Source organism: Turicibacter faecis (genome assembly GCF_037076425.1).
In the GTDB taxonomy this organism is placed as follows: Bacteria; Bacillota_I; Bacilli_A; order MOL361; family Turicibacteraceae; genus Turicibacter; species Turicibacter faecis.
Genome location: NZ_AP028127.1, coordinates 343,434 through 362,644 on the forward strand (window position 1 = coordinate 343,434; position 19,211 = coordinate 362,644).

Annotated in this window: 19 protein-coding genes; 15 read left to right on the forward strand and 4 right to left on the reverse strand. The window is 37.0% G+C overall.

Annotation, left to right across the window (positions count from 1 at the left end; genetic code table 11):
• Positions 1–124 precede the first annotated feature (124 nt).
• From AACH31_RS01695 to AACH31_RS01730, 8 genes are all read left to right on the forward strand, one after another.
• Entirely contained in the window at positions 125–919 is a 795-nt protein-coding gene (locus AACH31_RS01695; protein ID WP_338617782.1) for a hypothetical protein, read from the forward strand.
• Positions 920–997: 78 nt separating this feature from the next.
• On the forward strand, positions 998–2,254 hold the full coding sequence (locus AACH31_RS01700; protein WP_338617783.1) for an MATE family efflux transporter: 1,257 nt from the start codon (positions 998–1,000) through the stop codon (positions 2,252–2,254).
• Positions 2,251–3,039, forward strand: a complete 789-nt coding sequence (locus tag AACH31_RS01705) for a ZIP family metal transporter (protein ID WP_161831841.1) — start codon at positions 2,251–2,253, stop codon at positions 3,037–3,039. Before AACH31_RS01700 ends, AACH31_RS01705 begins: the two co-directional genes overlap by 4 nt.
• A 110-nt stretch (positions 3,040–3,149) precedes the next feature.
• Complete coding sequence (locus AACH31_RS01710) at positions 3,150–3,416, forward strand: metal-sensing transcriptional repressor (protein WP_161831842.1); 267 nt, start codon at positions 3,150–3,152, stop codon at positions 3,414–3,416.
• Between the two features lie 48 nt (positions 3,417–3,464).
• The gene (locus AACH31_RS01715) at positions 3,465–5,900 is read left to right on the forward strand and encodes a heavy metal translocating P-type ATPase (protein WP_161831843.1); all 2,436 of its coding nucleotides are present in this window, start codon (positions 3,465–3,467) and stop codon (positions 5,898–5,900) included.
• A 395-nt stretch (positions 5,901–6,295) separates the two neighbouring features.
• Positions 6,296–6,496 carry a heavy-metal-associated domain-containing protein gene (locus AACH31_RS01720; protein WP_161831844.1) on the forward strand — a complete coding sequence of 67 codons (201 nt, stop codon included), beginning with the start codon at positions 6,296–6,298 and terminating at the stop codon, positions 6,494–6,496.
• A 317-nt stretch (positions 6,497–6,813) separates the two neighbouring features.
• Positions 6,814–7,578 carry a YiiX/YebB-like N1pC/P60 family cysteine hydrolase gene (locus AACH31_RS01725; RefSeq protein WP_262950265.1) on the forward strand — a complete coding sequence of 255 codons (765 nt, stop codon included), beginning with the start codon at positions 6,814–6,816 and terminating at the stop codon, positions 7,576–7,578.
• A gap of 9 nt (positions 7,579–7,587) precedes the next feature.
• Positions 7,588–8,754, forward strand: coding sequence for a hypothetical protein (locus tag AACH31_RS01730; RefSeq protein ID WP_262953483.1), 1,167 nt, complete (start codon positions 7,588–7,590; stop codon positions 8,752–8,754).
• Positions 8,755–8,821: 67 nt separating this feature from the next.
• On the opposite strand, the gene AACH31_RS01735 is transcribed toward AACH31_RS01730, so the two are convergent.
• Complete coding sequence (locus AACH31_RS01735; RefSeq protein ID WP_262950261.1) at positions 8,822–9,262, reverse strand: threonine/serine exporter family protein; 441 nt, start codon at positions 9,260–9,262, stop codon at positions 8,822–8,824.
• Between the two features lie 11 nt (positions 9,263–9,273).
• Entirely contained in the window at positions 9,274–10,029 is a 756-nt protein-coding gene (locus AACH31_RS01740) for a threonine/serine ThrE exporter family protein (protein ID WP_262950260.1), read from the reverse strand.
• A 391-nt stretch (positions 10,030–10,420) separates the two neighbouring features.
• Between AACH31_RS01740 and AACH31_RS01745 the strand changes: the two genes are divergently transcribed.
• The 3 genes from AACH31_RS01745 to AACH31_RS01755 all read left to right on the forward strand — a co-directional run bounded on the left by AACH31_RS01745 (position 10,421) and on the right by AACH31_RS01755 (position 12,164).
• Complete coding sequence (locus tag AACH31_RS01745; protein ID WP_161831848.1) at positions 10,421–10,621, forward strand: cold-shock protein; 201 nt, start codon at positions 10,421–10,423, stop codon at positions 10,619–10,621.
• Positions 10,622–10,873: 252 nt separating this feature from the next.
• The gene (locus tag AACH31_RS01750) at positions 10,874–11,341 is read left to right on the forward strand and encodes a nucleoside deaminase (RefSeq protein WP_317452438.1); all 468 of its coding nucleotides are present in this window, start codon (positions 10,874–10,876) and stop codon (positions 11,339–11,341) included.
• Positions 11,342–11,363: 22 nt separating this feature from the next.
• Complete coding sequence (locus AACH31_RS01755) at positions 11,364–12,164, forward strand: sugar phosphate isomerase/epimerase family protein (RefSeq protein ID WP_262950964.1); 801 nt, start codon at positions 11,364–11,366, stop codon at positions 12,162–12,164.
• A gap of 22 nt (positions 12,165–12,186) precedes the next feature.
• Here the strand turns inward: AACH31_RS01755 and AACH31_RS01760 are convergent, their stop codons facing one another.
• The gene (locus tag AACH31_RS01760) at positions 12,187–12,447 is read right to left on the reverse strand and encodes a hypothetical protein (RefSeq protein ID WP_262950963.1); all 261 of its coding nucleotides are present in this window, start codon (positions 12,445–12,447) and stop codon (positions 12,187–12,189) included.
• A gap of 209 nt (positions 12,448–12,656) precedes the next feature.
• On the opposite strand from AACH31_RS01760, the gene AACH31_RS01765 reads away from it, so the two are divergent.
• The 3 genes from AACH31_RS01765 (at position 12,657) to AACH31_RS01775 (ending at position 16,739) form a co-directional block, all read left to right on the forward strand.
• Positions 12,657–13,034 carry a VOC family protein gene (locus AACH31_RS01765; protein WP_262950961.1) on the forward strand — a complete coding sequence of 126 codons (378 nt, stop codon included), beginning with the start codon at positions 12,657–12,659 and terminating at the stop codon, positions 13,032–13,034.
• Positions 13,035–13,369: 335 nt separating this feature from the next.
• The gene (locus AACH31_RS01770) at positions 13,370–13,957 is read left to right on the forward strand and encodes a hypothetical protein (protein ID WP_262950960.1); all 588 of its coding nucleotides are present in this window, start codon (positions 13,370–13,372) and stop codon (positions 13,955–13,957) included.
• Positions 13,958–14,507: 550 nt separating this feature from the next.
• The gene (locus AACH31_RS01775; RefSeq protein ID WP_262953481.1) at positions 14,508–16,739 is read left to right on the forward strand and encodes an alpha-galactosidase; all 2,232 of its coding nucleotides are present in this window, start codon (positions 14,508–14,510) and stop codon (positions 16,737–16,739) included.
• A gap of 50 nt (positions 16,740–16,789) precedes the next feature.
• Here the strand turns inward: AACH31_RS01775 and AACH31_RS01780 are convergent, their stop codons facing one another.
• A complete protein-coding gene (locus AACH31_RS01780) occupies positions 16,790–17,671 on the reverse strand; it encodes an AraC family transcriptional regulator (RefSeq protein ID WP_161831899.1) in 882 nt (293 codons plus the stop codon).
• A 150-nt stretch (positions 17,672–17,821) separates the two neighbouring features.
• Between AACH31_RS01780 and AACH31_RS01785 the strand changes: the two genes are divergently transcribed.
• A complete protein-coding gene (locus AACH31_RS01785) occupies positions 17,822–19,147 on the forward strand; it encodes an FAD-binding oxidoreductase (protein WP_161831900.1) in 1,326 nt (441 codons plus the stop codon).
• Positions 19,148–19,211 lie beyond the last annotated feature (64 nt).

Consider the following 19,211-nt stretch of genomic DNA (forward strand, 5'->3'; position numbering starts at 1 on the left):
TTTGTGAAGTGCCTTTTAAGAAAGTGGGAAATAGCCATTAATGAATGGAGAGACTTTTGAAAGGTAGGAGGTTAATAATCTCTGACCTTTTGTCATATATTGATTAAGAAAGGGGGGGGATTTGATGAGGAAGTTTTTAGGTGAGGAGTTTTATACCCTATATCGTGCAAGTTTAGAGATGTTGTTAAAAATTATTCCTGTTATTTGGGGAGCGCTCGCTTTTTTGAGTGGGATGATTCAAATGGAATGGGCTGAAGAAATAATTATTTTTCAGGTCGTTGGTTTAATGATGAGGTCATTAATCATTGGAGCGATTCAAGGATGGTTGGGGACCTTTATTTTTGTGACGCTTGTGTTTGTGTTGATGAAAGTCCTTAATGTACCAACCGATATCATTAATGGACAGATTATTAAAAATCTGACAGCACCTCGTCCACGGGGAAAGGGGCATTTTTCTCGCACGGATTGTTTGTTTAATATGATTGGGACGTGTGTTTTAATTTTCGTTTTTTGTTTTTTCCCACAGATTATCGCTAGTTATCATGTCGTGGATGGAAAATTAAAGATTTTAGAACCTTTGTTAAATTTAACGGTCTTTGCAAAGTATCAACCGTTCTTTTTTATTGTGTATTCTTTAGGTTTTATTTATTACGGTTGCCGTTTTCTAATTGGACGAATGACAGGTAAACTGCTTCTTTTTTGTGTGATTTATAAAGGACTATCGTGTCTTCTTTTTTGTACGATGATTTTAAGTCCTTCCATTTTTAATGAGGCGTTTTTTACCACACTATTTTCATTTCAATCGGTGGACTGGTTAGCTGATGATTATTTTGTGAGTCGGATATTAGCCGGAATTGCTGTGATTGGGTTTATCATTGATTTTTTTGAAGGAATTAGTGAGTTTTATCGGCAACGTTAATAGAGTGGAGGAATAAGGATGAAGAACCTGTCTGAATTAACCCTTCTTTTCTAAATTTTTGAAAAGAAGGGGATAATAATGTTTAAGAAAAATAAGCTAGATCAATTAGCATTTCCGCTCATGTTGAGTAATGTTTTAGGATTAGTCATCGGTTTGTGTGATCAGGCGATTATGGGGCATTTGTCGATGGAGTGTTTTGCGGCAGTCGCTATTGTTTCAGGATTTATCAATAGTGTAACGGGGATTTTAGGAATGACGGCTACTCGATTTAATATTTTAGGTTCAAAAGAGACAACATCGGTTAAGGTGATGGACGATATGTGGGCACAAGTTGTTCTAAGCGTTGGGATTGGTCTTTTATCAATACTCGGGATGGTAGGATGCGGGCCATTTATTTTTCAACACATTTACCAATTGAATGGTGCCGTTTTGTCTGATTCATTAAATTATGCGATGATTTTTAGTAGTTCCATCGGATTAAATTTATTACTTTTTACGTGTTCAAGTTATTTGAAGATTGTGAATCAAACCATGTACGTTTTAATAGGGAATACGGTGGCGGCCATGACAAATGTTTTATTGGACCTTGTGTTCGTTTATGGGTGCTCACTTGGAATGATTGGAAATGCCATCGGCTCGGTTTTAGCGCTTATCCTTAATTTGATTATTTATGGGTATCTTTTTCAAAGAAAGGGCCTATTGACAGTTAGGAAAGTGAAATGGGAGAGGATAGGCGTCATTTTATGGGGATCGATTCCGATGATGATTCAAGAATTTTTGGAAAGTACCGTATTTGTTGTCGTGATTGGCGCACTTATTTCACGGATTGGTTTGCAGGAAATGGCCGTTTATCAGTTAATTAATCAGTTACAAATAATTGCCTGGATGCCGATGTATGCGTATGCTCAGGCCGCATTGACGCTTGTTCATCAAAGTCCATCGAGTTATCGTTTAGCAATAATCCGTTCGATGGGGATGTATTTGATGATTTCAGTTATGATGATAGTATGTTGGAAGCCTTGCATTCATTTTCTAACGAATCAGGAGGAATTAATCTTAGCAACAGAAACCTACTTTATAGGCGCTTTAAGTCTTGGTGTTTTTTATAATGGTGTCACGGTATACCAGCAGACGTTACAGTCTTTAGGAAAACAAAGATGGGTTTTGTGTATCAGTTTTCTCTTTTATGCCATCGGAGGAGGTTTGATTAGCCTAGGATTACAAGGATGGGACTCGCTATGGGTGGTTTATTTAGGCTTAGCGGGAATTTACGCATTATTAGCAGTGATGATGAGCGTTAAATTGAAAGTTTTGATGAGGGGGGGACTAGAATGAGTCCAGTTTTATTAGCTTTTTTAGGAACGATGATGACGTTTTTAGCGACCACAATCGGTGCTGCTTTTGTTTTTTTCTTTAAGAATGGAATTAATGCGTTTTATCAGCGCATTTGTCTTGGTTTTGCGGCGGGAGTGATGATTGCGGCTTCGGTTTGGTCACTTTTAATTCCGGCGATTGAAATGGCGGCTGAGCAAGGAGGGATTGGATGGATTCCTGCGGCTGGAGGTTTTGTCTTAGGGGGCGCATTCTTATATTTATTGGATCAGGTACTTCCCCATTTGCATATGATGAGTGGGTTAGAGGAAGGACCGAAGACAAATTTTAAAAAATCTACTCTTTTGTTTTTAGCGATTACTTTACATAATATTCCCGAGGGACTTGCAGTGGGTCTTTCCTTTGCGTTAGCTGCAAGGGAGGGAAGTTCACTTAGTTTAAGTGCCGCGTTAATTTTAGCGATAGGGATCGGTCTTCAAAACTTACCGGAGGGAGCAGCAGTGTCACTTCCGTTAAGGGAGCAAGGGGTTAGTACGAAAAAGGCATTTGCATTTGGTTCATTATCGGGGATTGTTGAACCGATAGCGGGTGTACTTGGGGCTGCGCTTGTCGGTTCGATTATTGGGATTATGCCCTGGTTTTTAGCATTTGCTGCGGGGGCAATGATTTATGTCGTTGTCGAAGAGTTGATTCCAGAGGCCCAATTAGGGGATCATTCCCATTCCGGTACCGCCGGTGTGATGATTGGATTTTTGGTTATGATGATTTTAGATGTTGCACTCGGTTAGTCTCGTACAAAGAAGAGGTGTGAGTTATAAATGAATCGGTGATTGACAAAACTAAATAGGGTGATATAATAAGTTTACCCCCCACCCAGGGGGGGAGGAGGTAGTAAGAGATGAATGAAGAAAAAAAGAAAGCAATCCAGGTGTTAAAAACAGCACGTGGTCAAATAGATGGGATTATTAAAATGATTGAAGAGGATCGTTATTGTATGGATGTGACAAATCAGATATTCGCTTCTCAGGCGCTCTTAAAACGAGCAAATATTTTAATATTGAAACAACATTTAGATTACTGTGTGACTCAGGCCTGTCTTAACGGAGGCAGTGAGGAAAAAATTAATGAAATTATCTCTGTGTTGGAGCGTGCTATCAGTAAATAAACGGGTAGAAATCCATTAAAGGAAGAGAATGAAAGAGGAGGCTACTAGATGACGAAGAAAATATCGATGAAAATTGAAGGGATGAGTTGTTCATCGTGTGCGAATCGATTAGAGAAGGCCATTAATAAGCTAGAGGGGATTGAGCAAGGAAATGTTAATTTTGCGACGGAGATGTTAACAGTGGTTTATGATGAGGCGAAAACATCACCCATGGCAGTAGAGTTAGCGGTTGAAAAAGCGGGATTCAAAGTGAGAAAAGATATAAAAGATTATTCCTTTAAGGTTAAAGGAATGAGCTGCTCATCATGTGCGAACCGCCTTGAACGTCTTGTTCAAAAGTTAGAGGGGGTCGAGGCGGCAAGCGTGAATTTTGCAACTGAAAAGTTGACGGTAAAGCTAAATGCCGATGTGATTGGATATAATCAGCTTAAGGAGGCGACCCAGTCGGCCGGATTTGAGTTATTAACGGATGAGGAGATCAAGCAGCAGCCAACGAAGGAAGTGAGCGAGGCCCACCGATTGTTTAAGCGATTTATGATTTCTCTCATTTTTTCGGTGCCTCTTTTAATTATTTCAATGGGCCATATGGTGGGATTACCCCTTCCGCACATGATTGATCCAATGAGGAACCCTCTAAATTTTGGATTGATTCAACTTGTGTTGACGTTACCTGTTGTCTTCACAGGGTATAAGTTTTATCAGGTCGGCATTAAAAATTTAGTTCAATTAAGTCCCAATATGGATTCGTTAGTCGCGATTGGGACATTGACCGCCTTTTTATATAGTTTATTTGGTATTTATCAAATTTCGCAGGGGGATGCACATTATGCGATGCATCTTTACTTTGAATCGGCAGCCGTTATTTTAACTTTAATTACGCTCGGAAAATATTTAGAGGCAGTCTCGAAAGGAAAAACATCTCAGGCAATTAAAGCGTTAATGGGGCTCGCTCCAAAAACGGCTACTGTTGAAAGAAAGGGTGTGGAGTTAGAAGTTCCGATTGAGGAGGTCATGGTCGGAGATCTTGTCCTTGTGAAACCTGGTGAAAAGTTGCCTGTTGATGGAGAGGTCGTAGAAGGAATGACGGCCATTGATGAGTCGATGTTAACGGGTGAAAGTATTCCGGTGGAAAAAACCGTAGGAAGTCAAGTCATTGGGGCCAGTTTAAATAAAACAGGCTTTATTAAATATAAAGCGACACGAGTGGGGCGCGACACGGCATTATCTCAAATTGTGAAGTTAGTCGAGGATGCCCAAGGATCTAAAGCTCCGATTGCTAAAATGGCGGATATTATTTCTGCTTATTTTGTTCCTATCGTCATGGGATTGGCTGTGATTTCCTCACTTTTATGGAAAGTGTCAGGCGAAAGTGATGTATTTGCCTTGTCTATTTTTATTTCCGTTTTAGTGATTGCCTGTCCGTGTGCGCTTGGATTGGCAACACCGACGGCTATTATGGTCGGAACAGGAAAAGGTGCGGAGTATGGGGTCCTCATTAAAGGGGGAGAAGCCCTAGAAATGACGCACCGTTTACAGACGATCGTTTTTGATAAAACAGGAACGATTACAGAAGGGAAGCCGAAGGTGACCGACGTTTTAGCGTTGTCCCTATCCGAAGAGCAATTATTAAGTTATGCAGCGAGTGCCGAGAAGGCGTCCGAACATCCGTTAGGAGAAGCGATTGTTCGCGAGGCACAGGATCGGGGCTATGCTTTATGCGAGTTAGAGTCATTTCACGCGATGATTGGTCGTGGAATCGAAGGTGTGATTTTAGGTCAGAAGTTGCTTATTGGTAATCTAAAGCTTATGGTTGAACATCAGATCGATGTCTCTTCTTTACAAGAAAAAACGGATGAATTAGCCTATGAAGGAAAGACTCCGATGTATATGGCGATCGATGGAGAGTTAGCTGGTGTGATTGCCGTAGCGGATACCGTAAAAGAGAGCAGTAAAAAAGCAATCGAGACGTTACATCAGATGGGAATCCAGGTGGCAATGATTACTGGGGATAATCAAAAAACGGCGGATGCGATTGCGCGTCAGGTTGGAATTGATCTCGTGTTGGCGGAAGTGTTGCCAGCTGATAAGGCGAATGAGGTTAAAAAGTTACAACAATCGGGACGTAAGGTCGGAATGGTTGGAGATGGGATTAATGATGCGCCCGCTCTTGCTCAGGCCGATATTGGGATTGCGATTGGAAGCGGGACCGATGTTGCAATTGAGTCGGCTGATATTGTCTTAATGAAGAGTGATTTAATGGATGTTTCAACCGCTATTCGACTAAGCAAGGCAACGATTTTGAATATTAAGGAAAACTTATTTTGGGCTTTCGCCTATAATGTGCTAGGTATTCCTGTAGCAATGGGAGTTTTACATTTATTTGGCGGACCGTTATTAAATCCAATGATTGCGGCAGCAGCGATGAGTTTAAGTTCAGTTTCTGTTTTACTTAACGCGCTCCGTTTACGTAAATTTAAGGCTTAGGGAATGAAAAAGGTGAGCAGATAGTTGCTCACCTTTTTTGTTTGGGAAAAGGCTTGATCAACAAAAGGATGGACGTGTCCATGTTTGAAAGAGTTTAACTTTTATTTCGGTTAAGCACACAGATGCAACGGGCTTATGGGATGCCACCTTTTTTATCTATAGAAAAACAAGGTGTGATCACCGGTTAGTCACAAAAAGAACACAATTTTGTAGGTAAATATTGGTAATCTTTTGTGTGCGATGACGTATAATGTACTAGATGAGATAAAAAAGAAAGTAAAAAATGAAGCTATTTGCCGTATCAATTTATGAAGTAGTTATCGTAGTAAAAAGGTCAAGGACCTCATAAATCTTACACTTGAGCGTGTAAAGAAATAGAATGGAGGAATGGTAACGTGAGAAGAAAACTTCGATTACATGGAATGAACTGTAAAAATTGTGTGACACATGTGAATAAAACATTACAATCCCTCGAGACAACAAATTTACAAGTTTGTGTGGGGGCTCAGTCAATGTTAGTGAATACTGGAGGAACAAGTGCGTTAATCCAGCAAGCCATTGATGGAGCGGGTCATACTATCCTTGGAATTGATTAGTAGCAGTTTCTCACATCAAAATAATAGAGTAAATGAAAGACTGTCTAAACATTAAAGGGAATGTTAACCGTATTCCATGACAGAATGATGACATTTATTTATACAGAAGATGAAAAGGTAGTTTCTATGTTTCATAGAAACTACTTTTTTAATGAGAAAAGAGTTAAATGGATAATTTCAATATAATAGTCCATATTTTAATTAAAAATACTAATTAAGGAATTTAATTAAATATTTACTTTTTTTGTTTTTTTTTGTATAATCGGTATGTAATAAATGTAGGAAAAGGAGAGATTAAGGTGAAAAAATGTATTTTAATGTTGTTAACTGTAGTATCTATGTATTCTACAGGAACAGTAAAGGCAGAAACAAATTCAGATTACGAGGTGAAAATGCCAGAGCAGTCTATATTAAGAACAGAGGGATTAGAGTCTTATTCACAACGTATCCGAGAATTAAACCAAAAGGAAATTGATAAACTACCTAGGGATGAGCAACAAGATGCAATTAGTTCAGTTTTACAAGTAATATCTGAATTAAATCAATCTAAAGTAGATGAAATTACACAGATGAAGGAACAAAGCGTAGGTGATTTAATTGAATCTAATACTCGTGGGAGAACTACGACAATTGAATGGCAGAATTATGGGGATATTTTAGTAACTTTAGATTCTAAGACTTTAGGATGGAATCATGGTCACGCGGGAATTGTAGATTTTAATAAAAATCGAGTAATTGAAGCGAATCCTGGGGAGGGAGTTCAGAGCAAGTTGAGTTATAATAAGTATTGGAAGAGTGTTAATACTGATGAACTTTATGTGGGTGGAGCTTCCCAATCAAATTATAAAACTGCGGTAAATTATGCAGCTAAACAAATTGGTAAGCCATATACGATTATGACCACGTTAAGTAATACAGATAAGTGGTATTGTTCTAAATTGGTGTATAAGGCTTGGTTAAGTGCAGGTTATAATGTAGGGGATCACTATAAAGACAGTGCGTGGAAATATGATTTTATAGGTGTTACGCCAAAACAAATTTTATGGGATGATAATGTATTCTTTTACCAAAAGGTAAAATAGGAGAAAAAAATGAAACGAAATATTTTACGTCTTAGTTTATTGGTTGGCACTGTTTTAATCGGTTGCTATTTACTAAAACTGACAATAGGAGGAAGACCTAAAGAGTTTTCTAGTTTACAAATTATACCTAATGATTATTACACACGTTCTTATCTTGTTTATGGGAATTCGTCGGGTGAAATAATAGACAATCAAAAGCTACCGAAAGGAAAAGGAGTTGGCTACTCCTCCCTTCGACAAGTAGGAAATAGGGTTTATTTTGACGCCTACCCGGAGATTTCAACGATTTTAACTTATAATACTCAAACACATACGTTAGATGAAATGGCAACACTAGATCGGAAATATGAAAGTATTAATCCTTATTCTGAACAATTAGCCGTGATGATTAATGGTGGTTTTTTGGGTGATGGGGAGTCTTACCGTTCGGGGATTTGCTATTTAGATGAATCGTGGGAATGTCTAGATTTAGAAAGTAATCTTCATATTTGGACGGGAACTGTATTTAAGGATAAGATATATGTTTATGCAGATGCTGCCTATCCCCAGTTTGATGAAAATGACAATATCATAAGGGAAGAAAAAATATTGATTTATGATAAAGGATTCAATCAAATAGCTTCAATTGATGTGAATGAGGAATTAAATTTAGGACGAGACGTGATTTATTTTTATCCTTATCAAGATTCATTATTTTTGTTAGGAGAAGGACTAGAGACTGGACAGTTTACGATCCTAGAGGTAGATGAACAGGTACAGGTAAAGTCACGACTTAGTTTTGCAGAAACGAATAATGAGGCGAGAAATCTTTGTACGCCGTTATCCTTTTTCGAAGAAGATAAGGGAAACCTTATATTAGAATTGGCGTGTGATAAGGCTAAAGGATCGGTTGGTTATGATCCTGCAAGGGTACAAGAAGATAACTTATTATTGAAACTGGATTTTAATCATTTGGATTCAACTTCCCCCGCTATCAAAGAAATCGGAGAACACCGAACGGTTGGTGTGAACTTTGAAACCAATACGCTCCTAACCATTAATCGATTAGACAGCTCGACGATTAATTCAGTTCATGTTTATAATTTAGATTTTGATTTTCAAGAGATAAGAGAGCTTGAAAAATTTGATCATCGGCTACCAATGCTTATCGATTTTGTTGAAAGAAAAGATAACTGAATGATATAGTCATTTGTAAAATTTTTTGAAACAAAAAAGGGTCCATTTTATAGTAAAGTGGACCCTTTTATTGATTTCGGTCGATATTGATATGATGGGTGAGTCGGAAAAGAGAGGAAACAAGTAAAATTCCGAAAGCTAGGGAACCGGCAATCGCAATTGTATGAATAAATGTTTCTAAAAAGGCAACAATATCCCCTGTTAATGCGTGTTCCATGGTGTAGTAAATTCCGCTACCCGGAACAAGTGGGATTAAGGCAGCGATTAAGTAAACGGTAATAGGGACTTTGTGGATACGAGCCATAATCTCTGAGTAAAGGGCGATAATAACGGTTGCGATAAAGTATTGAATGAGATCCGTTCCTAAAAATGAGGACCCAATGAAGGCAAGCCAACCAATTGTTCCACCGAGCGCGGCATAAAAAACCATTTTCCCACGAATATTAAAAATAATGCAAAATCCGGCGGTGGCAATAAAGGTATAAAGACAAGGTAGTAAAACGTCCAAGATAATCCCTCCTAAAAATATGTTGAAATGGAAAGGGCGATCCCTGTTCCCACTGCGATTGAAGTCGCGGTTAATAAGGCTTCTGTCATTTTAGTTTGACCGGCAATAAAGTCACCGGCGATAATATCACGAACAGAGTTTGTAATGGCAACCCCAGGGACAAGATTCATCACTAATCCGATGATCATCTTATCGACATGTGAAGCCAATTGAAAATGACAGACGAGCGTTGAAAGAAGACCGCAGAAAAAGCTACATAAAATAGTCGTAAAAAAAGGATTCGTTCTCAACTTTGTTAGATGATGAGCGGTGATTTTTAAGAGAGGACCAATCCAAAAGGACCAAAATGCATCAACAAATGCCCCTCCAAAAAAGAGGGTGAACATTGAAGAAGTAATGGCATAGGCCATTAATTGAGCGTAAAAACCGTAGATAGGCCGTTTAGAAATCTCATCTAATTGGGCGTCCACAATATTTAAATCAGGGGTATTTTGACAAATTTGTCGACATAAATGATTTAATCGCTCGACCTTATCTAAATTCGTTGTTCGGTCGTGAATCCGCTTAGTTTTAGTTAAATTAATATGTTGGGTGGTCATTAAGGTGACGATGATAGTATTTGGAATTGCGTAAACATCGACCTCGCGTGCACCATAAGCTAACACCATTCGACGAATGGACTCTTCAACGCGATAAATCTCTGCTCCATTTTCAAGAAGCATAGTTCCGAGTCGCACACTGACATTTAATAATTGATCAAAATTCATGAGGAATACCACCGTCTTTCATAAATAATATGTTTGCAGATAGGAGAACATTTTGTTGATCACCAGTCACCTTTGGAATCGAAATAAGGGGAATGATCGTTCTGAATCTATAAGAATTTGTCTTTATTATATAAGAAAGAAAGGGGCCTGTTAACCCTAATTTTTTATTTTGATAGAATGCACAAAAACAAAGAAAAAAAATAAAAATTTTTTCTTAAAGGAATGTATATTTTAGTTTACATATTTTTGGTATGTATGTTATAATAAATATAACTTAATAGTCTTTTCTAATTTAAATTTGAACCACTGGGGTAGTATTTAACTCGAACATTGATTGAAATTATTTGAAATACGGCATTAAGAAATAAAAAATCTTAGGAGGTACTTGATTATGACAACAGGTACAGTAAAATGGTTTAACTCAGAAAAAGGTTTCGGATTCATCACTGTTGAAGGTGGAAACGATGTATTCGCTCACTTCTCAGCAATCCAAGGAGAAGGATTCAAAACTTTAGAAGAAGGTCAACAAGTTTCTTTCGAAATCGTTGAAGGAGATCGTGGACCTCAAGCAGCTAACATCGTTAAATTATAATTTTTAATTTCATTAGCTTAAAAGCTATAGATAGATATTCTATCTATAGCTTTTTTTAATTTTATAGTCTAAAAAAGAAATAGGTGTATATATTTAATAGTAGGAGTTAAACAAAGTTAGTTTAGGTAAAAAAATAAATTGTTACTGGCAGGACTGCTCGTTTAATAGGCCACTTTTTATTTAAATAGGTGGGGAAATGAAAGGTTTGTTATCGTTTGATGGGGCATAATTACTGAAAGCGAGGGATTAACCATGGATGAAGCCATGAGATTATGTATTAAAGAAGCAATAGAGGGAGTAAATAATGGGGATGGTGGACCTTTTGGGGCGGCTATTTTACAGGATGGAAAAATAATTGCATTAGAACATAATCAAGTGATTAAAACAAATGATCCAACGGCTCATGCTGAAATCAATGCGATACGTCGTGCTTCGCAAATCCTAAATCGCTTTGATTTAAGTGATTGCATATTAGTGACGTCATCGGAACCTTGTCCCATGTGCCTAGCCGCGATTTTATGGGCAGGTATAAAAAAGGTGTATTACGGATGTAACGTGCGTGACGCCAAGGAAATTGGATTTGCCGATGAATTTATTTATGACTTCTTAAAGGATAAATCTAAAAACTCCCCCACTATTGCTCTAGAAGAGATGCTTCGTGAAGAGGCGTTAGAGGCTTTTAAAATTTGGTATCAGAAAAAGGATAAGATCCCTTATTAAGAGGATAAGGAGGAATTATTAGATGATAAATTTAAGTTACGGAATGCCCCAGTTAATGGATGTGGATGGAATGGAAGAGAATTTTCAACTCTGCAAGGAACTAGGGCTTGATTTTGTTGAATTAAATTGTAATTTACCGATGTGCCAACCTGAAACAATGAATGTTCAGTATCTTAATCGCCTAAAGCAACAGTATGGTGTTTCTTGTACGATTCATTTACCTGAGGATTTAGATTTAGGTCATTTTAATCGTCATGTTCGTGAGGCTCATTTAAAAGTGTTAGAGGAGGCGATTGGGGTAGCTGATCGGCTTGGATGTAAAATTTTAAACATTCATATGAATGCGGGAATGGAGTTTAAAACGCCGGAAGGTGAGATGGCTCTTTATGAAAAATACGAGTCAAAATATTTAGATAATATTAGAGCGAGCTTAGAACTGATTGATATTTGGTTAGGTGGAACGGGTGTACAGATTGCGATTGAGAATACGGGGGTATTAGACCGGCGATATATTCAAAAGGCAGTAAATGAGCTACTTAAGAGCGGAAGGTTTTGTTTGACCTTCGATGTAGGACATGACTATATTGCTTCTCATAAAGATCAAACGTTTATCTTAAACCATCGCGCTCTGATTAAACATCTTCATCTTCATGATGCAACGTTAGAGCGCGACCATCAACCATTGTACACTGGGGATGTAAAGATTGATGAGGGGTTAAAATTGGCCTTGGAAAATAAGACGGGTGTTTTAATTGAAGTTAAAACAAAGTCAGCTCTTGAAGCCTCAGTGGCAAAGTTAAAGGAAAAAGGGTATATTCGTTAAAAAACCTCCACGATGGAGGTTTTTATTTTGAAAATTCGGATTCAAAAAACTCAATTTTGGCTTGTAATATTCTTTCAAGTCCTGTGATAGCATGGGTAAGTTCAGATAAACAATTTTTAGACGTATAAAGTTCAGCGGGGGTTATCCCTTGTGAGTTAACGATATCATTTAATCGTTTTGCCTCCGTATAAATCGTATCTACGAAAAAAGATTCCTGTAAAGCAATAGACGCAATTAAATTATTAATAGCTTGATTATGATTCGGCTGTTCGGGTGATAACATATTAAAATTCCTCCTTAGTCATCCTAAAAAATCAACGACACCTATACTTTATTTTATGCATCATCGGTTAAGATGTTATTAAAAGCTCATGTTATTTGTCTAAATAAGATAAAATTTTTTCCAGGTTAAATGTGATGTGTTTTATTGTTTAATTATTAGAAAATACGTTACAATAATAAGGATTATAAATGAGTTGGAGGAATGAATCTGTGGTTAATTATATTGCAAAGGTCACAATTTATGTAAATAACCAAGAAGAGGCGAAACAATTTTGGACAGAAAAAATGGGATTTGTTTGTCATGAACAACCGATGGGACCTCACTTTAAATGGATGGAAGTTCGCCCAAAAGAAGCAGAAAAAACTTCTTTTGTTATTTATGAAAAGGAACTCATGCTAAAACAGAATCCAAAGGCAAATGTGTCACACCCTAATGTGATTTTAAGCACAACAGATATTGAAGGTGCTTATCAACAATTACAAGCAAATGGGGTAAAGGTTGGCGAGTTACAAATCATGCCTTACGGAAAAATGTTTACATTCGAAGATCAAGATCATAATATCTACCTTCTTCGTGAAGATCAATAAAAGGGGCGATGGGGCATTCCATTCCCCTTTTTTAATTTTGTATAATTTGGAATGACTTGACTTATAATAACTATAAGTCAGAGTGAGCTTTTACGACTTCAATATGTTTAGATAGATGTACGCGTATTTTGTAGCGCACCATTGTTTAATTATTTAGTGACGCCCATAAATTTAGAAATCGCTTTTTATCTACCGTATAAAAAATGAAAACAGAGATAGAGGATTAGTCGATTGTGGAATTTTTAAACGGATGTTTAGGAATTATTTTAAATGAAGGGTATGTTTAAAAAGAAGTTGTTCATTCTAATAATGTATACTTGAGGAGGTCGGTTGGCGTGGAAAAGAAGATTCGGTTAGCGAGTTCAATTATTGTTCCAACATTATTATTTGTACTATTTACAGTTTCTTACCAAAATTATCGTCCGCAGGAAAGTGTCAAAGAATTACTAGAGGATTATAAAAATTTACAATATAATACGGATGATGTCGCTGTTAAATTAACTACGGATTCAGCGGTTGAAACCGTCCTATTAAATAAGGTATTACCTAATATGAATTATAAAGTATTACAAAGTCAGATTGATGATGATAAAGCAATTGTGACGCTCGAGGTAAGTAATGTTAATTTAGATCATATGCTTCAACATTATGAATCAAATGTCGTAGAACAAACGATTAAACCGATTGAGGATGATGTTCTTGAGGCATCCGCTCATATTGATGATTTAGAGGTTAGTTTGCTTGTAAATCTTATTGATAACCCAGATATTCAAAAGGATTACATCACCCAACAAATTGAAGTAACCTTACACAAACAAGGAAGTGATTGGGTTCTTGAAGATAGCGATGAATTATTTAAGGCAGTGATTGGAAGTCAGTCAGACGTCATTTCGTTTGAGCATTTAGTAAGAGAAACAAATTGAAATTAAAAGAGACTATTTCGCTAAAGCAAAATAGTCTCTTCTTTAAGTTTTCTTAAATAGCATGAGTAGATGAGATAGGGGGCATGATTAAAGAAGTTTTTGTTCGAAAGGGAAAACAGAAGTTGATGCGTATTAACAAGGGTGGTTGGTGGCATTTTTTTGAAGGATGTGACAATAAAACATAATTTTAAAAAATAAAAGTCATATTATTTGTGTTTTAGAAAAACGTACGATATAATAAATTTGTCTTAAAAAAAGACAAAAAATATTGCAATAAATTTCTTGCCAAGCTTTTTAACAGAAATTTATCCCCTCAAGAATATTTAATAATTATCCCCTCAAATAATTATTAAAACCTTAAAAGACAGGTCCAGTTACTTCTCGTAACTGGATTTTTTATTTTGATCGGATAGATGCTGTTTCTTCGTAAAGGGAGATTAAATAACATACATTTAACCATATATCTATAACATCTAAACATAGAAAGAAAACGTTTTTAAGTTTATAATGAAAACATATTCAAAAGCAATAAGAGCGAGGAGAGAAGAGAATGCCAATCTTATTTAACGATCAAACAAAAGAGTTTCACTTATATAATCAAGCAATTAGCTATATTATGACTGTTTTACCGAATGGGCAATTGGGGCAATTATACTATGGAAAGAAAATTCGTCATAATGCATCGTTTTCTCATTTGCTAGAACAACGTCCGCGTCCGTTATCAGCGTGTACATTTGAAGGAAATATGAGTTTTTCATTAGAACATATTCGTCAAGAATATCCATGTTATGGAACAGGTGATTTCAAATATCCAGCCTATGAAATTTTACAACAAAATGGTAGTGATATTACTGAGTTCGAATACGTTTCACATCAAATTTATAAAGGGAAACCAGCTTTAATTGATAAGATGCCATCAACATATGTTGAGTCGGATGAAGAAGCAACAACATTAGAAATTACATTAAAAGATGCGTTAATTCAAACAGAATTAGTTTTAACGTATACGATTTATGAAGAGCGTCCGGTTATTACACGTCATGCGACATTTAAACATTTAGGACAAGAGGAAGTAACCTTAACAAATGCCATGAGTATGGCAGTTGATTTTCCAGATTACAACTATGAAATGGTTGAATTAACGGGAGCATGGTCAAGAGAGCGCTATGTAAAACATCGTAAATTAGAACATGGAATTCAGTCTGTGTATAGTATGCGTGGAGCTAGTAGCTCAAATTACAATCCATTTTTAGCATTAAAACGTCCGCAAACGACGGAAAATAGTGGGGAAGTGTATGGATTTAGTTTAGTATATAGTGGAAACTTCTTAGCACAGGCAGAGGTTCATACCTATGGTACGACACGTGTGATGATGGGATTACATCCAAATCGTTTTAATTGGGTATTAAAACAAGGTGACGTGTTCCAAACACCAGAAGTTGTTATGGTTTATAGCGAAGATGGATTAAATGGAATGAGTCAAACGTACCATGAATTATATCGTACACGCTTATGCCGTGGATATTGGAGAGATCGCGTACGCCCAATTTTAGTAAATAACTGGGAAGCAACGTATTTTGATTTTAATGAAGATAAAATTGTATCAATCGCTAAAGATGCTAAAGAATTAGGAATTGAATTATTTGTATTGGATGATGGATGGTTTGGTAACCGCGAAGATGATACTGTAGGTTTAGGAGATTGGTACGTTAAAAACTTCGATAAGTTGCCAAATGGAATCGCCGGACTTGCGAATCGTGTAACGGATCTTGGAATTAAGTTTGGGTTATGGTTTGAACCTGAAATGGTAAATAAAAACAGTGATTTGTACCGCGCACATCCTGACTGGATTTTAACAACACCAAATCGTGGGGCTTGTCATGGACGCCATCAATTTGTCTTAGACTTCTCACGTAAGGAAGTGGTTGATTACATTTATGAAGCAATGGCAAAAGTATTATCAGAAGCGCCTATCTCTTACGTAAAATGGGATATGAATCGAAATATTACAGAATGTTTCTCAGCAGTTGCATCAGCTAAAGATCAAGGAAAAGTATTCCATAAATATATTTTAGGGGTTTACGACTTATATGATCGTTTAACGACTGAATTCCCAGAAATTTTATTTGAATCATGTGCGAGTGGGGGATCACGTTTTGACCCAGGAATGTTATATTACGCACCACAAACATGGACAAGTGATGATACAGACGCTGTGGAACGTTTAAAAATCCAATATGGAACATCAATGGTTTATCCGATTAGTAGTATGGGTTCACATGTCTCAGCTATTCCTAATCATCAGTTATATCGTAATGCGCCGCTATCAACACGTGCCAATGTCGCGTATTTTGGAACATTTGGTTATGAGCTTGACTTAAATAAATTAACAGAGGCAGAAAAGAATGAAGTGAAGCAGCAAGTTGCCTTCTTTAAAGAATACCGTGAGACCATTTTTAATGGAACATTCTATCGCTTATTAAGCCCATTTGAGGGGAATGAAACATGCTGGATGATTGTTTCACAAGATCAAAAAACGGCACTTGTTGGATATTATCGTCCGTTAAATGAGGTCAATGTAGGATTCCGCCGCGTTAAATTACAGGGGTTAAATCCAGATTTAAAATATACGGTTTCAATTAATGAGACCACTAATTACGGAGATGAACTCATGAATGCTGGATTGATTACATCTGATGGTTCATGTGGAGAAAATAAAGCACCATACGATGGAACAAATGGTGATTATCAGTCACGTATTTATTTATTAAAAGCAGAATAATGCCACCACACATTTCGCACACGCCTACAAAAAAGGGAACGACTAATGATTTAATCGTTCCCTTTTTCATGTTGGTGGGGGTCGCTATCCCGTTTATAGTGGTTTTGAGTATTAGCCTTACGGTAATTTAAGGGACTTAACCCTGTTATTTTCTTAAAAGCTTTGGAAAAAGCCAGTGGGTCATTGTAGCCACACGAGTTAGCGATGGTATGGACGGCAAGTTCCGAATTAATAAGAAGTTCCGATGCCTTTGTAATTCTAAATTTCATTAAAAATTGTTGCGGGGAAAGATGAAGTGTTTGTTGGAATAGGGTCGTTAAATAGGTACGACTTAATGAAACGTAATTGGCAATATCGGTCACTAAAATAGGGTTTTGATAGTTTTTTTGAATATACTCGACTGCCTTGCTAATATAAAGATTATCTGTTTCAACATCTTCCTCATAGGGAAGTTCTGCCGATTTTGCTAACGTCGCAAAGAATAAAAAGAGAATACCTTGCAACGAGAGTTCATGATAGTGTCCCCATGTATCGTGCTCAAGCATTTGCTCAAGGTACTGAGTCAGTTGTTCAGATTCTTGGCATCCAAATGTATAGTCTGTTTCTCCCATTCCTCCATACTTTAAATAAGTTTTTGCCTTACTCCCATTAAATCCAATCCATAAATACGTCCAAGGATCGGTTTCATCGGCTTGATAAAAGGTTAATTCTCCGGGGCGAATTAAAAAACCTTGCCTTGCTTCAATCGTATATTTTCGATCGTTTACATAATAATATCCTTTTCCTTTAATCACATAATGAATCAGGTAGTTTGGTCGTACGGCTGGGCCGAAACTATAACCAGACGGACAATTCTGGCGCCCACAATATAGGAGGTGGAAATCTTCAAATGTTGGATCCTTGAATTTTAAAAATGAATACTGTTGCGTCATACAAGCTCCTTACGGTTACTAAGATTTCTTTATTTAGATTATAACGCAAAACTTATTGAAACGATATCGTAGAATTTGTAGAAAAAAATAAAATTATGATATGATAGTGGAAATAATAAGATTGAATTCAAAGGTGAGAGGTACTTAAAAATGAACGCTCAATTAAATGGATTAATTGTAACCAAAGAAAGCCCTAATTATGAAACGTGTTGTTTATCTTGGAACCGTGCAATCGATAAACATCCATCTATGATTATTTATTGTCAGCAAACTGAAGATGTTGTTTTTGCTATTCATTATGTGAGAGAGAAACGACTCCCTTTTCGCGTGCGATCAGGAACTCATCATTATGCAGGATATTCAACGGGAGATGGAGTAGTGGTAATCGATGTAAGTCGAATGGATAAGATTGTATTAACTGATCAGTCAGTCACTGTTCAGGGGGGAGTTCGCAATCGGGAATTGTATGAAAAAGTTTGTCAGGCAGGATATGCGTTTGCTGGTGGGGGGTGTCCGACCGTCGGTGTTGCAGGGTATACATTAGGTGGTGGATGGGGATATTCTAGTCGATTGTTGGGATTAGGGTGTGATTCGTTAATTGAAGCAGAAATTGTGATTGCTAGTGGAGAAGTACTCACAGTGAATCAAAAACAACATGCTGAATTGTTTTTTGCTCTTCGAGGTGGCGGTGGTGGAAACTTTGGAGTTGTTACCTCTTTAACCTATCGCCTCTCACAAAAAAGAGCAATAGCGACGCTTATCAATATTGATTATCCACACCAAGATTTTGAAAAAGTGGCCGAGGTGGCTTTAATATACCAAACACTTTTTCATGGATTGGACCGTCGAATGAATTTAAAAATGGCGATGTACCATAGTGATGGAAAAGGAAGAGGTGTTAAACTTACAGGTTTATTTTACGGGCAAAAAGAAGAAGCGGCGATGTTATTAAGTGAATTTTCATCTGCTCCTCTATTTGAGGTGAGAGAGATGAGCGTATTAGAGGCTAATCGTGAAATTCAAGATAGTCACCCAGACTTTGAAATGTATTGTTCAGGTGGTCGATTTGTCATGCGCGATTATACAAGGGATGAGTTCATAAACATGTTGAATTTAATGGAGGAGCGGGCACAGGGATCTGTTTATACCGCACTAACACTGTATGGATTAGGGGGCGCCATTTCAGATATCTTAGGTTCTGCAACTGCCTTTTATTATCGAGATGCTAGATTTATTCTTGGGTTTCAATCGGTGTTTGAAGATAGGAAATATAAAGAAGAGAATATTCTTTTTGTTCAGGAGCGTTTTTCTACACTTCGTACATACACTAAGGGATCATTTATTAACTTCCCAATAGAGCAAGGTGAGAACTATGAAAAAGAATATTATGGAGATAACTTAGCGCGACTTCAAAGGGTGAAAAGAACCTATGATTCCGATCATCTTTTTAATTTTGAGCAAAGTATTCGTGGATAGAGGATAAAATCTTTTTAATGTCTTTTAAACATTGACAGTTAAAGTAGCGATTGATAAAATGAGA